Genomic DNA, 15,257 nt, shown 5'->3' with positions numbered 1-15,257 from the left:
GGTCAGGCTCACGCAGCCCGAAGCGCCGCTGGGTAGATCGAAGCCCGCGGCTCAGCCGACGCCGGCCCGCGCGGCCCGGCAGCCGCGCAGCACATCGAGCGCCGGGTCATACACCCGCGTGCGCAGATCGAACAGCCCCAACACCGTGTGGAACCAGTGGTCGTGCGAGGCGGGCTGCGCCGCGCGCTGGCGCAGGCACGCCCCGTCCAGCGCCAGGCGCTCGCGCATGCGGTCGTTGAACCACATCAGCATCGGCACGTGGGTCTGCTCGGCCGGGGCCAGCGCATACGGCATGCCGTGCAGGTACAGGCCGTTTTCGCCGAGCGACTCGCCGTGGTCCGACACGTACAGCAGCGCCGCCGGCCGCGGCTGTGCCGCCAGCCACGCGATCGTTTCGGCCAGCACGTGGTCGGTGTACGCAATGGTGTTGTCGTAGGCGTTGACCACCGCCTGCCGCTCACAGGCGGTGAGCTGGGCGGACTCGCACACCGGCGTGTAGCGGCGAAACGCACTCGGCACACGCTTGTGGTAGGCCGGCCCGTGGCTGCCCATCTGGTGCAGCACGGCCACGGTCCCGCGGCGCCGGCGTTCGGGGTCGAGCTGCGCGATCTGCCCGGGCAGCTCGCGCAACAGCACCTCGTCGTGGCACTCGCCCCCGTCGCACAGCCCCGGTACCGCCAGTGTGTCGGTCTTGACGTGCGGAACGCGGTCGCATACGCCTTTGCAGCCGGACTGGTTGTCCAGCCACACCACCGCGAGCCCCGCGCGCTGCAGGACGTCGAGCAAGCTCTCCTCGTGGCGCGCACCGTCGTAGTCCGCACGGCCGCGTGCCGAAAACAGACACGGCACGGACGTCTCGGTGTTGGTGCCGCAGGACGTCGTGTTTTCGAAGTACGTGAGGTCGCCCCGCTCGCGCAGCGCCGCCAGCCGTGGCGTCGTCTGCCGCGTGTACCCGCCCAAGCCCCAGTTGGCCGCCCGCGCCGTCTCGCCGACCACCAGCACGACCAGCGGCGCCTCACTTTCGTTGGCGGCCGCAGCCGCCGGCACCACGTCCTCGCCGATCGGCTGCAGGGGCTGCGCCGCGCGCGAGCGCTCGCCGATCGCCTGCCGCGTGAACGCGTACACCGTGTTGTACGGATTGATCATGTAGCGCAGCGCCTTGTGGTTGCGCATCAGCGGCGCCAAATCGCTGAACCCCACCCACAGCAGCGCCACCGCCACCCCCAGCGCCACCGCCCCGACCCCCAGCTGCTGCACGAGCAGGCGCCGCCACGCCACGGCGCGCACCGGCTGGCGCCACCACCACCAGCCGGGCAGCACGACACCCAGCACCACCACCGCGAGCAGTGTCGGCCCGATCAGATCGCCCGCCTCGCGCGCATCGGTGTGCAGCACGTTGGCCGCCATCGACGGGTCGATCACGACGCCGTACGACAGCATGAAGTGGCTGGGCAGGGCCACCAGCGCCAGCAGCACGATGCCCGCCGGACGACGCCAGCGCGGCCAGACCGTCCACGCGAGCAGCGCCAGGTTCAGCGCCGCCAGCGCTGCCCCCCACAGCAGCACGGGGCCGACGACCGCCCCGCCCCCTTCGCGCAGCTGCCGCACCACCGCCAGCCATAGCGGGCCGTTACCCACGGTCGCGAGCCACAGCGCCAGCACCCCAAGCAAAGCCACCGGGTGCCAGCCACCCGCGCGTACCGCCGACCGCCCCGCGGTCAGCCCGTCGGCCGCTGTTGCCCGACCCTTGATCGCTACCGATTCCGTCATGGGCCCGGATGGTGGCCGGGCCGGCTTATCGCCACCTTAAGCCGTCTGGGCGGGGGACGCCGCCGCTGCGGTGGCGGGCCAGTGCAGCGTGTAGGCGGTGGTCCACGGGGCCGTTGGCGTCTCGTGCCGCAGCACGGCACCGTGCCGGTCCGCGATGCGCTGCACCAGCGAAAGACCGATGCCGAGCCCCGGTCCCTCCGTATGGGTGGTTGGCGGGCCCACGGCACGCGAACCGTCATCGCGCACGGTCAGCGTGACGCCATCCGCGGACGCCGCGACGGCGATATCGACCTGCGTGCCGCGCGGGGTGTGGCGCAGCGCGTTGTCGACGAGGTTGCGCAGCGCCAGCGCCAGCAGCGCCGCCTGCCCTGGCACCACCACCGGCGTCTCGGGCGCTGTCACGCCCAGCGTCTGTCCCCGCTCGTGCGCCAGCGCCGCGTGCTCCGCCGCCACGTCGCGCGCCAGCGCCGCCAGATCGACCGGCCCCCACGCCGGCGCCTGCGGCCCCTGCGCCCGCGCCAGCGCCAGCAACTGAGCCAGCACGTGCCCGGCGCGCAGCGCCTGTTCCTCCACCGCCCGCAGCGCCGCGTCGCCCGCCGGCTGTCCGGGCTGCTCCCGCGCCACGCGTGCCTGCAGCGCCAGCGCCGCGAGCGGCGTGCGCAGCTCGTGCGCCACGTCCGACGTGAAGCGCCGCTCGCGCTCCCACAGCTGCTGCAGGCGCTGCACCAGCCCGTTGAGCGCGCGCACGATGCTGGAAAGCTCGACGAAACGGGACTCCGCGGGCAGCGTCTCGCCGGCCCGTGCATCGAGCCGGTCGATCGCAGTGGTGAGGCGCTGCAGCGGCGCCAGCCCACGCCGTATGCCCCACGCGAGCAGCACCGCCAGCAGCGGCAGCAGCACCAGGGCCGGCCGCACGACGTGCTCGGCGATGTCACGCCCCAGCGCCCGGTGGCGCGTGGTGTCGATGGCCACCGCGACGCGGCGCTCGCCCGATTGCGCCACGAACCAGCGCCACACGCGCGGCTCGCCACCGGCGGTCAGCACCAGCGTGTGATGACCGGGCGGCAGCGGCTGTGGAAGGCTGGCGGCCAGCCCGTCGCTGTCCCACCACAGGCGCTCGCCCTGCCACAGCGCAACGCGCACCGGCGGGGCGTAGCGGCCCTCGATGCCCGGCAGCGGTACCGGTACGCCGGCGGGCGACGCCGTCGCGCCCCCTGCCTCCGCCGGCCACGGCTGGCGCAGCAGCAGCTGCGCCACCGACACGAGCTGTCCGTCGGTGATCTCCTCGGCCTCGTGCACACCCGTGTGGTAAGCCACCGCCACCAGCGTCGCCCACACGAGCAGCAGCGCTCCCATCGCCCACACCCACAGGTGGCGCCACAGGCGGCGGCGGGGGGCGGCAGACGGTGCGCTCATGGCGCGGACCCCGGAAAGGGTTCCGGCGCCGCCCCCGGCGCGGCCTCGGGCACGACCGGGATGCTGTACCCCACCCCGCGCATCGTCTGGATCAGCCCATCGCCGAGCTTGCGCCGCAGGTGGTGCACGTGCACCTCGAGGGCGTTGCTCTCGACCGCCTCGTCGAACCCGTACAGCGCCTCCTGCAGCCGCTGGCGCGTCACGACGCGCCCGCGCGCGCGCAGTAACACCATCAACACGGCGAACTCCCGCGCGCGCAGCGGCACCGGCTGACCACCGCGCCACACCCGCCGCGCCGCCGGGTCCACGACCAGGTCGCCGTGGCGCAGCAGCGGATCGGCGCGCCCCTCGCTGCGGCGCAGCGCCACCCGCATGCGCGCGAGCAGCTCCTCCGGCGCAATCGGCTTGACCAGATAGTCGTCCGCCCCCTGGTCCAACCCCGCCACCCGGTCCGGCAGCGCATCGCGCGCGGTCAGGATCAGCACCGGCACCCCCCAGTCGCGCGCGCGCCGCGCCTGCAGCCACGGCAGCGCGTCGCCATCGGGCAGCCCCCGGTCCAGCAGCACCAGATCAAACGCCTCCACCGCCAGCGCCGCGTCCGCGCAGGCCAGCGTCGCACACACGTCGCAGCCGTAGCCGTGCGCGCGCAACAGCACGGCCAGGCCTTCGGCGATGGCCGGGTCGTCCTCGACGATCAACACACGCATGGGGGGTGACCAGCGCTTAAGCCACGGTTAATCCGGCCGCAGTGTACTGTGGGCATGGGACATGAACACACGGCCACCGCCCGCCCGTTCGGCCGCGGCGCGCGGTGGTGGACGTCGCCGGCGCTGCGCCTGTGGGGGGCGCTTGCCGTGCTCGTACTGGCCTGGGATGCGAGCGGCCTGGACCGCTGGGTCATGGACCGCTGGGCCGACGCGACGGGGTTCGGCTGGCGTCACCACCCGTGGCTTGCGCACTGGGGCCACGACGCCGCGCGCACGGTGGTCGCGTGGCTGTTCGCGGGGCTGTGGGGATGCACGGTGCTCGCGCTGGTTCGCCACGGCTGGCGCGACGCCCGCAGCCGCCGCTGGCTCGAAGCGGCGTTGGGCGTCACGCTGTGCCTGCTGCTCATCGCCGCCCTCAAACGCTCGAGCCTGACCAGCTGTCCGTGGGACCTGGCGCGCTACGGCGGAACGGCGCAGTGGGTGTCACACTGGGCGTGGGGGGTGCCCGACGGCGGACCGGGCCGATGCTTCCCCGGCGGGCACGCTTCCGCCGCATTCGGCTGGTGGCCGCTGGCCCTGGCGTGGGCCCCGCGCCGACGGCCCGGTGCGGCCGCGTGGCCGGTGGCGTGGTACCTGTGGATCGGCATCGGCCTCGTGGGGCTGGCGTTTGGCGCGGTGCAGACGGTGCGCGGCGCGCATTACCCGAGCCACACCTTGTGGACCGCGTGGCTGTGCTGGACGGCGGCACTGCTGCACCATGCCGCGTGGCAGTGGTGGGGGCACCGGGCCACGACGGACCCCGCCGTTCAAGCGACTCAGACGTCGACGTCCACCGCGTCGCCGTAGCGCTCTAACAGCTCGCGCCGGGCAGCCGCCTCGCCCTTGCCCATCAGCTGGTCGAAGCAGCGCACGGTCGCGGCCGCATCCCCGTCGCCCAGCGTCACCGGCAGCAGGCGACGGGTGTCGGGGTTCAGCGTCGTGTCCCACAACTGCTCCGCGCTCATCTCGCCCAAACCCTTGAAGCGGCTGATCTGGCACTTCTCACGCGGCACACCGTCCTGCGCGCATTTGTCGAGGATCGCCGTGAGCTCACCGTCGTCGAGCGCGTAGAACTTGCCCGCGGGCTTTTTGCCGCGCGCCGGCACGTCCACACGGTACAGCGGCGGGCGCGCGACGAACACGTGCCCGGCCTCGATCAGCGCCGGGAAGTGGCGGAAAAACAGGGTCAGCAGCAGCACCTGGATGTGCGCGCCGTCGACGTCGGCGTCGCTGAGGATGCAGATCTTGCCGTAGCGCAGGCCGCTCAAGTCCACCGCGTCGCCGCGGCGGTGCGGGTCCACGCCGATGGCCACCGCGATGTCGTGCACCTCCTGGTTGGCAAAGAGCCGCTGCGGCTCCACCTCCCACGTGTTGAGGATTTTGCCGCGCAGCGGCAGCACCGCCTGAAACGTCTTGTCGCGGCCCATCTTGGCACTGCCGCCGGCGCTGTCGCCCTCGACCAGAAACAGCTCGTTGCGCGCGAGATCGCGGCTTTCGCAGTCGGTGAGCTTGCCCGGCAGCACCGCCACCCCCGAGCTCTTGCGCTTTTCCACCTTCTGCGCCGCCTTCTGGCGGCTTTGCGCGGTGCGAATCACCAGCTCCGCGAGCCGCTTGCCGTGCTCCACGTGCTGGTGCAGCCACAGCTCCAGCGCCGGGCGCACGAACGACGCCACCAGCCGCAGCGCGTCGCGCGAATTGAGCCGCTCCTTGATCTGCCCCTGGAACTGCGGATCGAGCACCTTGGCCGACAGCACATAGCTCGCCCGCGCGAACACGTCCTCCGGCAGCAGCTTGACCCCCTTGGGCAGCAGCGCGTGCAGCTCGATGAAGCTGCGCACCGCCTGAAAGAGCCCCTCACGCAGCCCGCTGTCGTGCGTGCCGCCCGCGGGCGTGGGGATCAGGTTGACGTAGCTCTCGCGCAACAGCGGTCCGTCCTCGGTGAAGGCAACGACCCACGCCGCGCCCTCGCCCTCGGCAAAGCTGTCGTCCCCCGCGGGCGCGTACCCCTCGCCCTCGAAGAGCGGGATCAGCGGCTCGGCCGCGAGCGTCTGCTGCAGGTAGTCGCGCAGCCCGCCCTTGAACTGCCAGCTCTGCGTCTGCCGGGTCTTTTCGTCGGTGAGCGTCACCGTCACGCCGGGCAGTAGCACCGCCTTGCTGCGCAGCAGGTGCGTCAGCTCCGCCATCGGCAGCTCGACGCTGTCGAAATAGCGCGCGTCGGGCCACACGCGCACGGTCGTCCCTTGGCGCCGCTCGCCGGGTTGCAGCGGCCGGCGTGTCAGCGGCTCGGCCACCTCGCCGTCCGCGAACGCGATGCGCGCCACATGCCCGTCGCGGTGGCTCTCGACCTCCAGGCGGCTGGCCAGCGCGTTGGTCACGCTCACGCCGACCCCGTGCAGCCCACCGGAGAAGCTGTAGGCGCCGCCCTTGCCCTTGTCGAACTTGCCCCCGGCGTGCAAGCGGGTGAAGACCAGCTCCAGCACCGGGGCCTGCTCCTCGGGATGCAGCCCGTGCGGGATGCCGCGGCCGTCGTCCTCGACGCTGACCGATCCGTCCGCATGGCGCGTCACGCGGATGCGCCGGGCATGCCCTGCGAGGGCCTCGTCGGCGGCGTTGTCGATCACCTCCTGCACGATGTGCAGCGGCGAATCGGTGCGGGTGTACATGCCCGGCCGCTGGCGCACGGGCTCCAGTCCCTTGAGCACCCGGATGGCACTCTCGGCGTAGCCGGTGGACGCGGTGGACTCGGTGGCGGATACGGACATGGCGGCGGATTGTACGGACCACGCCGCCCCGCGCGCGGGGCGGTCCGGGTGCTGCGGCGGGGGCCGTTACCGGGGCGGTTATGGGGCTGTTGCGGGGCTTGACAGGCGGCACGGTCCGTGGTTGTGCACACGCCGCGCCGGTGCCGCCCATCGATCCGCAACGCCGGCGCCTCTCTCGTTCGCACCGAAGCGCACTCGGAAAATAGTCGCATCCATTTGTTTTTTCAAATGTTTTATGCCTGCTGAAAATTTGGGCATTTTGTTCAAACCCTTGTGGGATCGGGCTTTGCACGGCGTGACCACGGGTTTCCCACAAAGTTATCCACAGCGGCATGGGAAAACCGCGAATACCCCCATTCCAGCAAGGACTTGGCCCCGGTAGCTGACATCCAGGCTGCAATTCGTTCGCCATCCGCGCCGCATCACCGCGCCGTTGGCGGCTGCGCCGCGCGGCGGCTTCCGCTACAGTTCAGGCCATGGCCGACACCCGCCGTCTTTCCGCCGCCCAGGTGCTGCTGTGCGGCGCGCTGATCGTCACCCTCTCGATGGGCATCCGCCACGGCTTTGGCCTGTGGTTGCAACCCATCACCCAGGCGCAGGGGTGGACACGCGAGACCTTCGCCTTCGCGATGGCGGTGCAAAACCTCGCGTGGGGGGCGTTTGGCATCTTCGCGGGGATGCTGGCCGACCGCTTCGGCCCGTACCGCGTGCTGCTCGGCGGCGCGGTGCTGTACGCACTGGGGCTGGCGGGCATGGCGCTGGCGACCGCGCCGCTGCTGTTTGCGCTGACGACCGGGGTGCTGATTGGCGCTGCCCAGGCCGGCACCACCTACGCGATCATCTACGGTGTCATCGGCCGCCAGATCCCGGCCGAGCGCCGCTCGTGGGCGATGGGGCTGGCGGCGGCGGCTGGCTCGTTCGGGCAGTTCCTGATGGTACCGGTGGAGGGCTGGCTGATCGCCGCGCTAGGCTGGCAGCAGGCGCTGCTCGTACTCGCCGGTGCGGTGCTGCTGATCGGGCCGCTGGCGTGGGGGCTGCGCGAGCCCGATTTCACGGGCGGCTCGCCCGCGGCCGTGCGCGAGCAGACCATCGCGCAGGCGATGCGCGAGGCGTTCGGCCACCGCAGCTTCCAGCTGCTGATGGCGGGCTATTTCGTCTGCGGCTTCCAGGTGGTGTTCATCGGCGTGCACATGCCCAGCTACCTCAAGGACCAGGGGCTCTCGCCCCAGGTCGCGAGCACGGCGCTGGCGTTGATCGGGCTGTTCAACGTCTTCGGCACCTACGCCGCCGGCGCACTCGGCCAGCGCCTCGCGAAGCGCAAGATCCTTGCCGCCATCTACCTGCTGCGCTCGGTGGCCATCACACTGTTCCTCGCCGCGCCGCTGACGCCGTGGAGCGTGTCCCTGTTCGCCGCGGCGATGGGGCTGCTGTGGCTGTCCACCGTGCCGCCGACCAACGCGATCGTCGCGCAGATCTTTGGCGTTGCGCACCTGTCGATGCTGGGCGGCTTCGTCTTTTTCAGCCACCAGGTCGGCAGCTTCCTCGGTGTGTGGCTGGGCGGCTGGCTCTACGACCGTACCGGCAGCTACGACATCGTGTGGTGGATGTCCATCGCGCTCGGCGTCTTCGCCGCGGTCGTCAACTGGCCGATCGTCGAGTCGCCGATCCGCCGCGGCCCCGTGCGCGCAGCAGGTGCCAGCGCCGCCTGAAACGCCTGCCTGAGCCGGTTGCGCCCCATGCTCCCGCCCGACCGCCCCACCCCCAGCCCCGATCGCGGATCGCCCGCCGCACGCCCGCGTGCGTCGCTGTGGCGCGCGCTCGCGTGGGGGGTGGCGATCGGCCTGTGCGCGGCCGTGTTCGCGAGCTACGGGCGCGCGGATTTCCTGCGCACGCTCGCCGATCAGCTCTGGAGCTGTTTCTGACGGCTCACCATCCCTTGCGCCCCCCACGCCCTCCCCCACCGCCTCCGCACGCTTCATCCCGCCATGTCCTGCGCCGACCTGCCGCCCTCGCCGTGGATCACGCGTTTTGCGCCGCTGATGCGGACGCTGGACCCCTCCGACGGCCGCCCGCGCCGCGCGCTGGACGTCGCCTGCGGCCGCGGCCGGCACGTGCGCTGGCTGCTCGCGCAGGGGTATCAGGTCACCGCCGTGGACCGCGACGCGCAGGCGCTCGCCGCGCTGCCCGCCGCGCATCCCCACCTGACGCCCATCGAGGCCGATATCGAAAACGGCCCGTGGCCGCTACCCGGAAAACGCTTCGACGTCGTGGTTGTGACGAACTACCTGTGGCGGCCGCTGCTGCCCACGCTCGTCGCGTCGGTCGCCCCGGGCGGCGTGCTGCTGTACGAGACCTTCGCCCAGGGTAACGAGACGGTGGGGCGCCCGGCCCGGGCGGACTTCCTGCTCGCCCCGGGCGAGCTGCTGCGCGCCTGCGAAGGGCTGCGCGTCGTCGCGTACGAGGACGGGTTCCTCGACGCCCCGGCGCGCTTCGTGCAGCGCATCGCCGCGGTGCGGGAGCTGCCCCACGATCCCCTCGCCCCGCCGCGCTACCCGCTGTAGCGCGCCGCGCCATCCATCGCGCGTGGCGCGGGGCGGCACGCGCGTGGTTAGAATGCCCGCTGCACGATTCACTCGGCCCGAACACATCCCATGAAGCCCATCACCGGCAGTATCGTCGCCCTCGTCACCCCGATGCACGAGGACGGCAGCGTCGATTACGACACGCTGCGCAAACTGATCGACTGGCACATCGAACAAGGCACCGACTGCATCGGCGTGGTCGGCACGACCGGCGAGTCGCCCACTGTCACTGTCGAAGAACACTGCGAGATCATTCGCGTGGCCGTGGAAAGAGCCGCGGGCCGCCGCCCCATCATGGCCGGCTGCGGCGGCAATTCGACACGCGAAGCCATCGCACTGGCCGAATTTGCCCGCAAGGTCGGTGCCGACTGCCAGTTGCAGGTCGTGCCCTACTACAACAAACCGACGCAGGAAGGGCTGTACCGGCACTTCAAGGCCATCGCCGAGGCGACCGGTGACCTGCCGATCATCCTCTACAACGTGCCCGGCCGCACCGTCGCCGATTTGCTGCCCGAAACCGTGTTGCGTCTGGCCGAAATCCCGGGCATCGTCGGCATCAAGGAGGCCACCGGCAACATTGAGCGCGCCCAGTGGCTCATTCGCGAAAAGCCTGCGCACTTTGCCGTGTACTCCGGTGATGATGCGACGGCCGTCGCGTTGATGCTGTGCGGCGGCCAGGGCAACGTCAGCGTCACCGCCAACGTCGCGCCGCGCCTGATGCACGAGCTGTGCGCGGCGGCCATCGCGGGCGACGCGCGCACCGCGATGCGCATCCAGATGCAGTTGATGCCGCTGCACAAGCAGCTCTTCGTCGAGGCCAACCCCATTCCCGTCAAGTGGGCCATGGCCCGCCTGGGCCTGTGCGGCCCGACGCTGCGCCTGCCGATGACGCCGCTGTCCCCCGCTCACCACGGCGCGGTGGAAGCGGCCCTGCGCGCCGCCGGCCTGCTGTGATGAACCCATCCCGCGCGCGCACCCCCGATCACCCGAGGATCACCATGCCCGCCACCCGACGCCTTCGCTTTCCGGCTCCCACCCGTCTGGCCCCGCTCGCCCTGGCCGCCCTGCTCGCCAGCGGCTGCTCGGTGCTCGAGGAAACCCGCATCGACTACAAGAGCGCCAAGCAGGTCAACAGCCTGGAGGTGCCGCCGGACCTGACGCAGCTCGCGCGCGACTCGCGCTACGTGCTGCCGGGCACGACCGTGACCGCATCCGGCTACCAGGCGAGCGCGGCCGCGCGCCCCACCGGCACGGCCGCCCCCAGCCAGATCGGCGACGTGCGCATCGAGCGCGCCGGCAACCAGCGCTGGCTGGTCGTCGACCGCACGCCCGACGCGCTGTGGCCGGCGCTGCGCGACTTCTGGCAGGAAAACGGGTTTCTGCTCACGCTCGACCAACCGCAGCTCGGGCTGATGGAAACCGACTGGGCCGAGAACCGCGCCAAGATCCCGCAGGACATCATCCGCGCCACCATCGGCAAGCTGTTCGACAACCTTTACTCCACGGGTGAGCGCGACAAGTTCCGCACCCGCGTCGAGCGCAACGCCAATGGCGGTAGCGACATCTTCATCAGCCACCGCGGCATGGTCGAGGTCTACTCGACCGAACGCAAGGACAACACCGTCTGGCAGCCGCGCCCGGCCGACCCCGAGCTGGAGGCCGAGTTCCTGCGCCGCCTGATGGTCAAGCTCGGCGTCAGTGAGGAACAGTCCAAAGCCGCGATCGCGGCCGGCGTGCGACCGGCCGTGGCGCGGCTGGAAACCGTCAACGGCCAACCCACGGTCGTCATCGACGAGAACTTCGACCGCGCGTGGCGCCGCGTCGGCCTCGCGCTGGACCGCAGCGGCTTCACCGTCGAGGACCGCAACCGCGCCGAGGGCACCTACTTCGTGCGCTACGTGCCGCCGGACGAAAACACGGCGAGCAAGGAGCCCGGCTTCTTCGGGCGCATCACCGGCTGGTTCAAGAGCAGCCCTGCGCCGACGGCCCCCAGCCGCTACCGTATTCGCGTGGCAGCCGCAGAAGGCGGCACCCGCGTGACCGTGCTCGACGCGCAAGGCCAAAGCGCGCCCAGCACAGACGCCCAACGCATCATGCAGTTACTGGTCGAAGACCTCAAATGACCAAATAGGGCAGGCCCGTCGCCGTGTCATCGAGCCAGCGGGCCTGCACCCGCCACACCGCGCCGATGCGCTGTGGCTGCAACACATCCCGAACGGCTCCGTGACTGCAAACGGTGCCATCACAAACGAGCACCGCCTCGTGCGCATAGCGCAGGGCCAAGTTCAAGTCGTGCAACACCACCACGGCACCCAAGCCGTGCGCCTCGCACGCTTGGCGCAGCAGCGCCAACAGGCGGTGCTGGTGAGCCAGATCCAACGCTGCCGTCGGCTCATCCAGCAGCAGCCACCCAGCCGCTTGGGGGCGTCGCTGGGGCCACCCCGGGCACTCCAGCTGTGCCCACGCGCGCGCCCAGTGCACGCGGGCCCGCTCCCCGCCGCTGAGCACGCCCAACACCGTCTGACGCAAATGCACCACGTCGGCCGCGCGCATGGCCTCGAGAACCAGTGCATCCTCGTCCGCGTGCGGTGAGTGTCGGTGCGGATAGCGCCCCAAGCGCACCACCTCTTCGGCCGTAAAGTCAAAAGCGACCGTGCTTTGCTGCATCATGACCGCTCGGCGACGCGCCAACTCGGTCACGGACCAACTCGACAGCTCGCGCCCCTCCCAATGGCATGTTCCCTGATACCGTATCCACCCTCCCATCACCCCCAGCAGGGTGGATTTGCCCGCACCGTTGGGGCCCAGCACCGCAACCAACCGTCCAGGCTGCAGCTGCAAATCGGACACCGTCAACAGGCAGCGCTTGCCCGCCATCACACGGACATCGCGCACCCCCACCGCCGGCGAAGCGGCCGCCTCGGATGCCCCCATGCTCACCGCTCGCCCTCCAGATGGCGGGCGCGGCGCAACAAAGCGACGAACAGGGGACCCCCCATCAGCGCAGTCAATACCCCCAGCGGCATCTCCGCCGGGGCCAGCCAGGTACGCGCCGCTGCATCGGCCAGCACCACCAGACACCCTCCCATCAGGGCGGAGCCCGGGATGACCCAGCGGTGATCCGGCCCCAACAACATCCGCACCATGTGCGGTGCCACCAAACCGATGAATCCCACGGCCCCCACGGTGGCCGTGCACGCCCCTGTCAGCGCCGCCGTGCTCCACAAGACCGTGCGCTTCAAGCGCTCGACCGGCACGCCCAACAAAACCGCTTGCGCCTCTCCCAGTGCCAGCGCGTTGAGCGGGCGCGCCCACACCAGCGACCACACGCACAACGGCAACACCACCGCGGCCAAGGTACCCACCGACGCCCAGCGCGCCCCGGCCAGACTCCCCAGCATCCACAACTGGTAGTTGCGCAGCTGCTCATCGTTGGCCACATACCCCAGCATACCTATGCCCGCCCCGGCCAGCGCGTTGACGGCGATACCCGCCAACAGCATCACCCCCACGCGCAAGCCGTGCTCGCTCTGAGCCAATCGGTACACCCACCCCGTCGTGACCAGCCCGCCAACGAACGCCATGAGCACCAGCGTCCAGCTGCCCAGTAACCGCGGTGCTTCGGGCCAAACATTGGCCAACACAACGATGGTCAGACCGGCGGCGAGCGCCGCACCGCTGCTGACACCCACCACGCCCGGATCCGCCAACGGATTGCGAAACAGCCCCTGCATCAACGCCCCGGCCACACCCAGTCCCGCACCGACCAGCAGCGCCAGCGCCATTCGTGGCAGACGAAGGTGCCAAAAAACCCAAGCGGGACCTGCCAAGGAGGGGTCGGAAACCTCCCACAGCACCTCCCAGCCAATGCCCAAGGCCCCTTGACGCCCCGCCCACCCAACGGCCAGCAGCGTCACCAGCACCAAGGCTGTCAGCGTCGGCGCACCCGGCAATCGCCGTGCGCCGCCCCCGCGCACCGTCAACCCTGCCATGTCCCCAGCGCCCTCGCCCCGCGGCGCAGCACCGCGGGCAACCGCGGACCAAAACCCAGCAGCGCCAGCGCATCTTCGTACCACAGCACCGGGCGTTTTCCCCGGCGCAGCACGGCCTGCCAATGGGGGCGCTCCCACCACTGCGCCTCGCCACCGAGCGCCTGCACGGTCTCACGCGTGGTCACCACGGCGTCGAGTGCCAACCCCGCCAACGCCTCGGCATTGAGTGGCCGATAGCCCTCGTAGTGGTCGTGCAAGGGATTGCGCGCTCCCATCAAGCGCAACACCGCGTCGCCCGCGGTTTGTCGCCCAGCCACCAAGGGACTGCCCCCATGCCCCAACACAAATATCGCTTGGGGCGATTGCGCCGACACTGCGGCGACGCGCCGCTGCAGCTCGTCGCGCGCGGACGCGATCTGCTGCCAAAGAAAGCGGGCCTGCGATTGCGCCTGAGTGGCCTCGCCGACGACTTCGATTTTGCGCCGCACATCCTCCCACGTATACTCGACGGGCACCACGTGCATGCGCAGCCCCGCATCCCGTAACTGACGTATCACCGCTGCGGGTCCCGCTTCCGTCGTGGCCAGCAATGCCGTCGGCCGCAGCGACAAAATTCCCTCGGCTGAGAGCTGGCGCATATACCCCACCCGTGGCAGGCGCTGCGCCGCATCCGGGTAGGTGCTGGTGCTGTCCACCCCCACGAGCTTGTCTTGTTGACCCAACACATAAACCACTTCGGTCAACGCACCCGACACGCTGACCAAGCGCAGCGGCGTCGGCCGCGCCCACGACGGCCATCCCCACGCTGCCGCCACGCCGCCCGCCATTGCGCCGAGCCATGACCGGCGCCGCCACGACAGCACGCGTGGGGTCATGCCGTCACCTCTTCCAGCGCCCGCAACAAACCCCGCCAAGCACCGGACTCCGGCTGTCCGGGCTTGCGCGCGCCAAACAACATGGCGACACACCGACCGCGTCGGTCATAAACCTCAAGGGAGGTCACCTCACCGTCCACGGTAGGTTTTCGCACCACCCAGCAACTGTCGACATCGTCGAGCAACAGATGCAGATTGAACCCTTCATCCAGCACATTGACCCAGGTTTGCCCATGCAGATCCAGCGTCTCCACCCGCCGCACGGGGCCGGTGTGAATCTGGATACAACCGCGGTTGCCCACAAAAACCATTATCGGCTCCCCCTCGAAAGCCGCGGCTTGCAACAAGCGCTCCACTGCGGAGGGCGCTTTCCTTTCGGTGTAGTGCCCCCGGGCCAACTGCATCGCCTGCCAGCGACTGACACCAAAACGCTTGAGCAAACCAAAAAACTCGTGGGTATCGGTCATCTGCGACCACGCGTGCAAAAATTCCGCAGCATCGCAACTGGACTCCCCTCTGTCGTCATCTGCATCGCGTGACGCCAAAAACACCGATGGCAAGCGCCCCTCGTCGAGAAAAGGTGCCAGCGCCGATTGCCAAGCCCGCGTATCGGAGTTCGGTCGCACAAATATCTTGTGCACGGCTTGCCCCGTGTCGTCAAAAATTTGAATGCTGCGCGGCACCTCCCCCGGCGCATCGGAAACCGCAAACCCCGCCTGCCAATGCTGGAAAAATAAGCGCAAATCGATATCGCGCCCCAGCGCCAAGCCGACGCCCCCTTCGGCGGAAAGATTTTCGTACACCCCCACTTTTTCGTGGACCACGCTGTCGTTGCGTGTCAGTGCCATCAATGGCCCACAGGGTTGCAGCGCTCGCAACAACGCCAGCCAGTCCGGCCGCAGTGGCTGGACGTAAGGGCCGGTATCCGTCGCACGCCGATCGGGCCAAAGCGCCGGCGTGTGTGCCGCCAACGCCGCCCCCTCACTGGTTGCCGCAGCGATCGCCGCTTCCCGTTGGCGCTGTCCACGCGTGCGCGCTTGTGCCATTACAGCGCGCACCCGTTGTGCTTCGGCGCGTACAGCTTCCAGCTCTTGTCGTTCCATGATCAACCTCC

14 protein-coding genes are annotated in these 15,257 nt (G+C 70.2%); 6 read left to right on the top strand and 8 right to left on the bottom strand.

What is annotated here, in order from left to right; all coding sequences use genetic code 11:
• Nucleotides 1-51: 51 nt before the first annotated feature.
• From LCC91_RS03585 to LCC91_RS03575, 3 genes are read right to left on the bottom strand one after another with little or no spacing between them, the layout of a single operon-like run.
• Nucleotides 52-1,770 (bottom strand): phosphoethanolamine transferase, encoded by a 1,719-nt coding sequence (locus LCC91_RS03585; protein ID WP_224441009.1) that lies wholly within the window; start codon nt 1,768-1,770, stop codon nt 52-54.
• A 36-nt stretch (nt 1,771-1,806) separates the two neighbouring features.
• Nucleotides 1,807-3,186 (bottom strand): ATP-binding protein, encoded by a 1,380-nt coding sequence (locus LCC91_RS03580; RefSeq protein WP_052231475.1) that lies wholly within the window; start codon nt 3,184-3,186, stop codon nt 1,807-1,809.
• Nucleotides 3,183-3,893 carry a winged helix-turn-helix domain-containing protein gene (locus tag LCC91_RS03575; protein ID WP_052231474.1) on the bottom strand — a complete coding sequence of 237 codons (711 nt, stop codon included), beginning with the start codon at nt 3,891-3,893 and terminating at the stop codon, nt 3,183-3,185. Before LCC91_RS03575 ends, LCC91_RS03580 begins: the two co-directional genes overlap by 4 nt.
• A gap of 54 nt (nt 3,894-3,947) precedes the next feature.
• Here LCC91_RS03575 and LCC91_RS03570 point away from each other — a divergent pair, with 54 nt between their 5' ends.
• Complete coding sequence (locus LCC91_RS03570; protein ID WP_052231473.1) at nt 3,948-4,739, top strand: phosphatase PAP2 family protein; 792 nt, start codon at nt 3,948-3,950, stop codon at nt 4,737-4,739.
• Here the strand turns inward: LCC91_RS03570 and LCC91_RS03565 are convergent.
• Nucleotides 4,709-6,694: a DNA topoisomerase IV subunit B gene (locus tag LCC91_RS03565; RefSeq protein ID WP_058616648.1), complete on the bottom strand. Its 1,986-nt coding sequence runs from the start codon at nt 6,692-6,694 to the stop codon at nt 4,709-4,711. The two genes, LCC91_RS03570 and LCC91_RS03565, sit on opposite strands and share 31 nt — an antisense overlap.
• Nucleotides 6,695-7,170: 476 nt before the next feature.
• Here LCC91_RS03565 and LCC91_RS03560 point away from each other — a divergent pair, with 476 nt between their 5' ends.
• From LCC91_RS03560 to bamC, 5 genes are all read left to right on the top strand, one after another.
• Nucleotides 7,171-8,403 carry an MFS transporter gene (locus LCC91_RS03560; RefSeq protein WP_043699877.1) on the top strand — a complete coding sequence of 411 codons (1,233 nt, stop codon included), beginning with the start codon at nt 7,171-7,173 and terminating at the stop codon, nt 8,401-8,403.
• 27 nt (nt 8,404-8,430) lie between these two features.
• A complete protein-coding gene (locus LCC91_RS03555; RefSeq protein ID WP_043699873.1) occupies nt 8,431-8,616 on the top strand; it encodes a hypothetical protein in 186 nt (61 codons plus the stop codon).
• Between the two features lie 63 nt (nt 8,617-8,679).
• Complete coding sequence (locus tag LCC91_RS03550; RefSeq protein WP_043699870.1) at nt 8,680-9,255, top strand: class I SAM-dependent methyltransferase; 576 nt, start codon at nt 8,680-8,682, stop codon at nt 9,253-9,255.
• 90 nt (nt 9,256-9,345) lie between these two features.
• A complete protein-coding gene (dapA, locus tag LCC91_RS03545; protein ID WP_043699867.1) occupies nt 9,346-10,230 on the top strand; it encodes a 4-hydroxy-tetrahydrodipicolinate synthase in 885 nt (294 codons plus the stop codon).
• A 44-nt stretch (nt 10,231-10,274) separates the two neighbouring features.
• Nucleotides 10,275-11,399, top strand: a complete 1,125-nt coding sequence (gene bamC / locus LCC91_RS03540; RefSeq protein ID WP_143898477.1) for an outer membrane protein assembly factor BamC — start codon at nt 10,275-10,277, stop codon at nt 11,397-11,399.
• Here the strand turns inward: bamC and LCC91_RS03535 are convergent.
• From LCC91_RS03535 to LCC91_RS03520, 4 genes are read right to left on the bottom strand one after another with little or no spacing between them, the layout of a single operon-like run.
• Nucleotides 11,392-12,210: a heme ABC transporter ATP-binding protein gene (locus tag LCC91_RS03535; protein ID WP_052231472.1), complete on the bottom strand. Its 819-nt coding sequence runs from the start codon at nt 12,208-12,210 to the stop codon at nt 11,392-11,394. The genes bamC and LCC91_RS03535 overlap by 8 nt on opposite strands.
• Nucleotides 12,211-12,212: 2 nt before the next feature.
• On the bottom strand, nt 12,213-13,268 hold the full coding sequence (locus LCC91_RS03530) for a FecCD family ABC transporter permease (protein WP_043699861.1): 1,056 nt from the start codon (nt 13,266-13,268) through the stop codon (nt 12,213-12,215).
• Nucleotides 13,256-14,143, bottom strand: a complete 888-nt coding sequence (locus LCC91_RS03525; protein ID WP_082007519.1) for a heme/hemin ABC transporter substrate-binding protein — start codon at nt 14,141-14,143, stop codon at nt 13,256-13,258. Before LCC91_RS03525 ends, LCC91_RS03530 begins: the two co-directional genes overlap by 13 nt.
• Nucleotides 14,140-15,246, bottom strand: a complete 1,107-nt coding sequence (locus LCC91_RS03520) for a hemin-degrading factor (protein WP_082007518.1) — start codon at nt 15,244-15,246, stop codon at nt 14,140-14,142. The genes LCC91_RS03525 and LCC91_RS03520 overlap by 4 nt, the downstream gene beginning before the upstream one ends.
• Between the last annotated feature and the right edge of the window lie 11 nt (nt 15,247-15,257).

Origin of the sequence: Tepidimonas taiwanensis, from assembly GCF_020162115.1 — a bacterium.
GTDB lineage: Bacteria > Pseudomonadota > Gammaproteobacteria > Burkholderiales > Burkholderiaceae_C > Tepidimonas > Tepidimonas taiwanensis.
This window is presented reverse-complemented; position numbering and strand designations above follow the sequence as displayed.

Excerpts from the sequence above, each read along its gene's own strand:
- LCC91_RS03585 (WP_224441009.1), bottom strand. The coding sequence starts at position 1,770 with ATGACGGAATCGGTAGCGATCAAGGGTCGGGCAACAGCGGCCGACGGG.
- LCC91_RS03580 (WP_052231475.1), bottom strand. The coding sequence starts at position 3,186 with ATGAGCGCACCGTCTGCCGCCCCCCGCCGCCGCCTGTGGCGCCACCTG.
- LCC91_RS03575 (WP_052231474.1), bottom strand. The coding sequence starts at position 3,893 with ATGCGTGTGTTGATCGTCGAGGACGACCCGGCCATCGCCGAAGGCCTG.
- LCC91_RS03570 (WP_052231473.1), top strand. The coding sequence starts at position 3,948 with ATGGGACATGAACACACGGCCACCGCCCGCCCGTTCGGCCGCGGCGCG.
- LCC91_RS03565 (WP_058616648.1), bottom strand. The coding sequence starts at position 6,694 with ATGTCCGTATCCGCCACCGAGTCCACCGCGTCCACCGGCTACGCCGAG.
- LCC91_RS03560 (WP_043699877.1), top strand. The coding sequence starts at position 7,171 with ATGGCCGACACCCGCCGTCTTTCCGCCGCCCAGGTGCTGCTGTGCGGC.
- LCC91_RS03555 (WP_043699873.1), top strand. The coding sequence starts at position 8,431 with ATGCTCCCGCCCGACCGCCCCACCCCCAGCCCCGATCGCGGATCGCCC.
- LCC91_RS03550 (WP_043699870.1), top strand. The coding sequence starts at position 8,680 with ATGTCCTGCGCCGACCTGCCGCCCTCGCCGTGGATCACGCGTTTTGCG.
- dapA (WP_043699867.1), top strand. The coding sequence starts at position 9,346 with ATGAAGCCCATCACCGGCAGTATCGTCGCCCTCGTCACCCCGATGCAC.
- bamC (WP_143898477.1), top strand. The coding sequence starts at position 10,275 with ATGCCCGCCACCCGACGCCTTCGCTTTCCGGCTCCCACCCGTCTGGCC.
- LCC91_RS03535 (WP_052231472.1), bottom strand. The coding sequence starts at position 12,210 with ATGGGGGCATCCGAGGCGGCCGCTTCGCCGGCGGTGGGGGTGCGCGAT.
- LCC91_RS03530 (WP_043699861.1), bottom strand. The coding sequence starts at position 13,268 with ATGGCAGGGTTGACGGTGCGCGGGGGCGGCGCACGGCGATTGCCGGGT.
- LCC91_RS03525 (WP_082007519.1), bottom strand. The coding sequence starts at position 14,143 with ATGACCCCACGCGTGCTGTCGTGGCGGCGCCGGTCATGGCTCGGCGCA.
- LCC91_RS03520 (WP_082007518.1), bottom strand. The coding sequence starts at position 15,246 with ATGGAACGACAAGAGCTGGAAGCTGTACGCGCCGAAGCACAACGGGTG.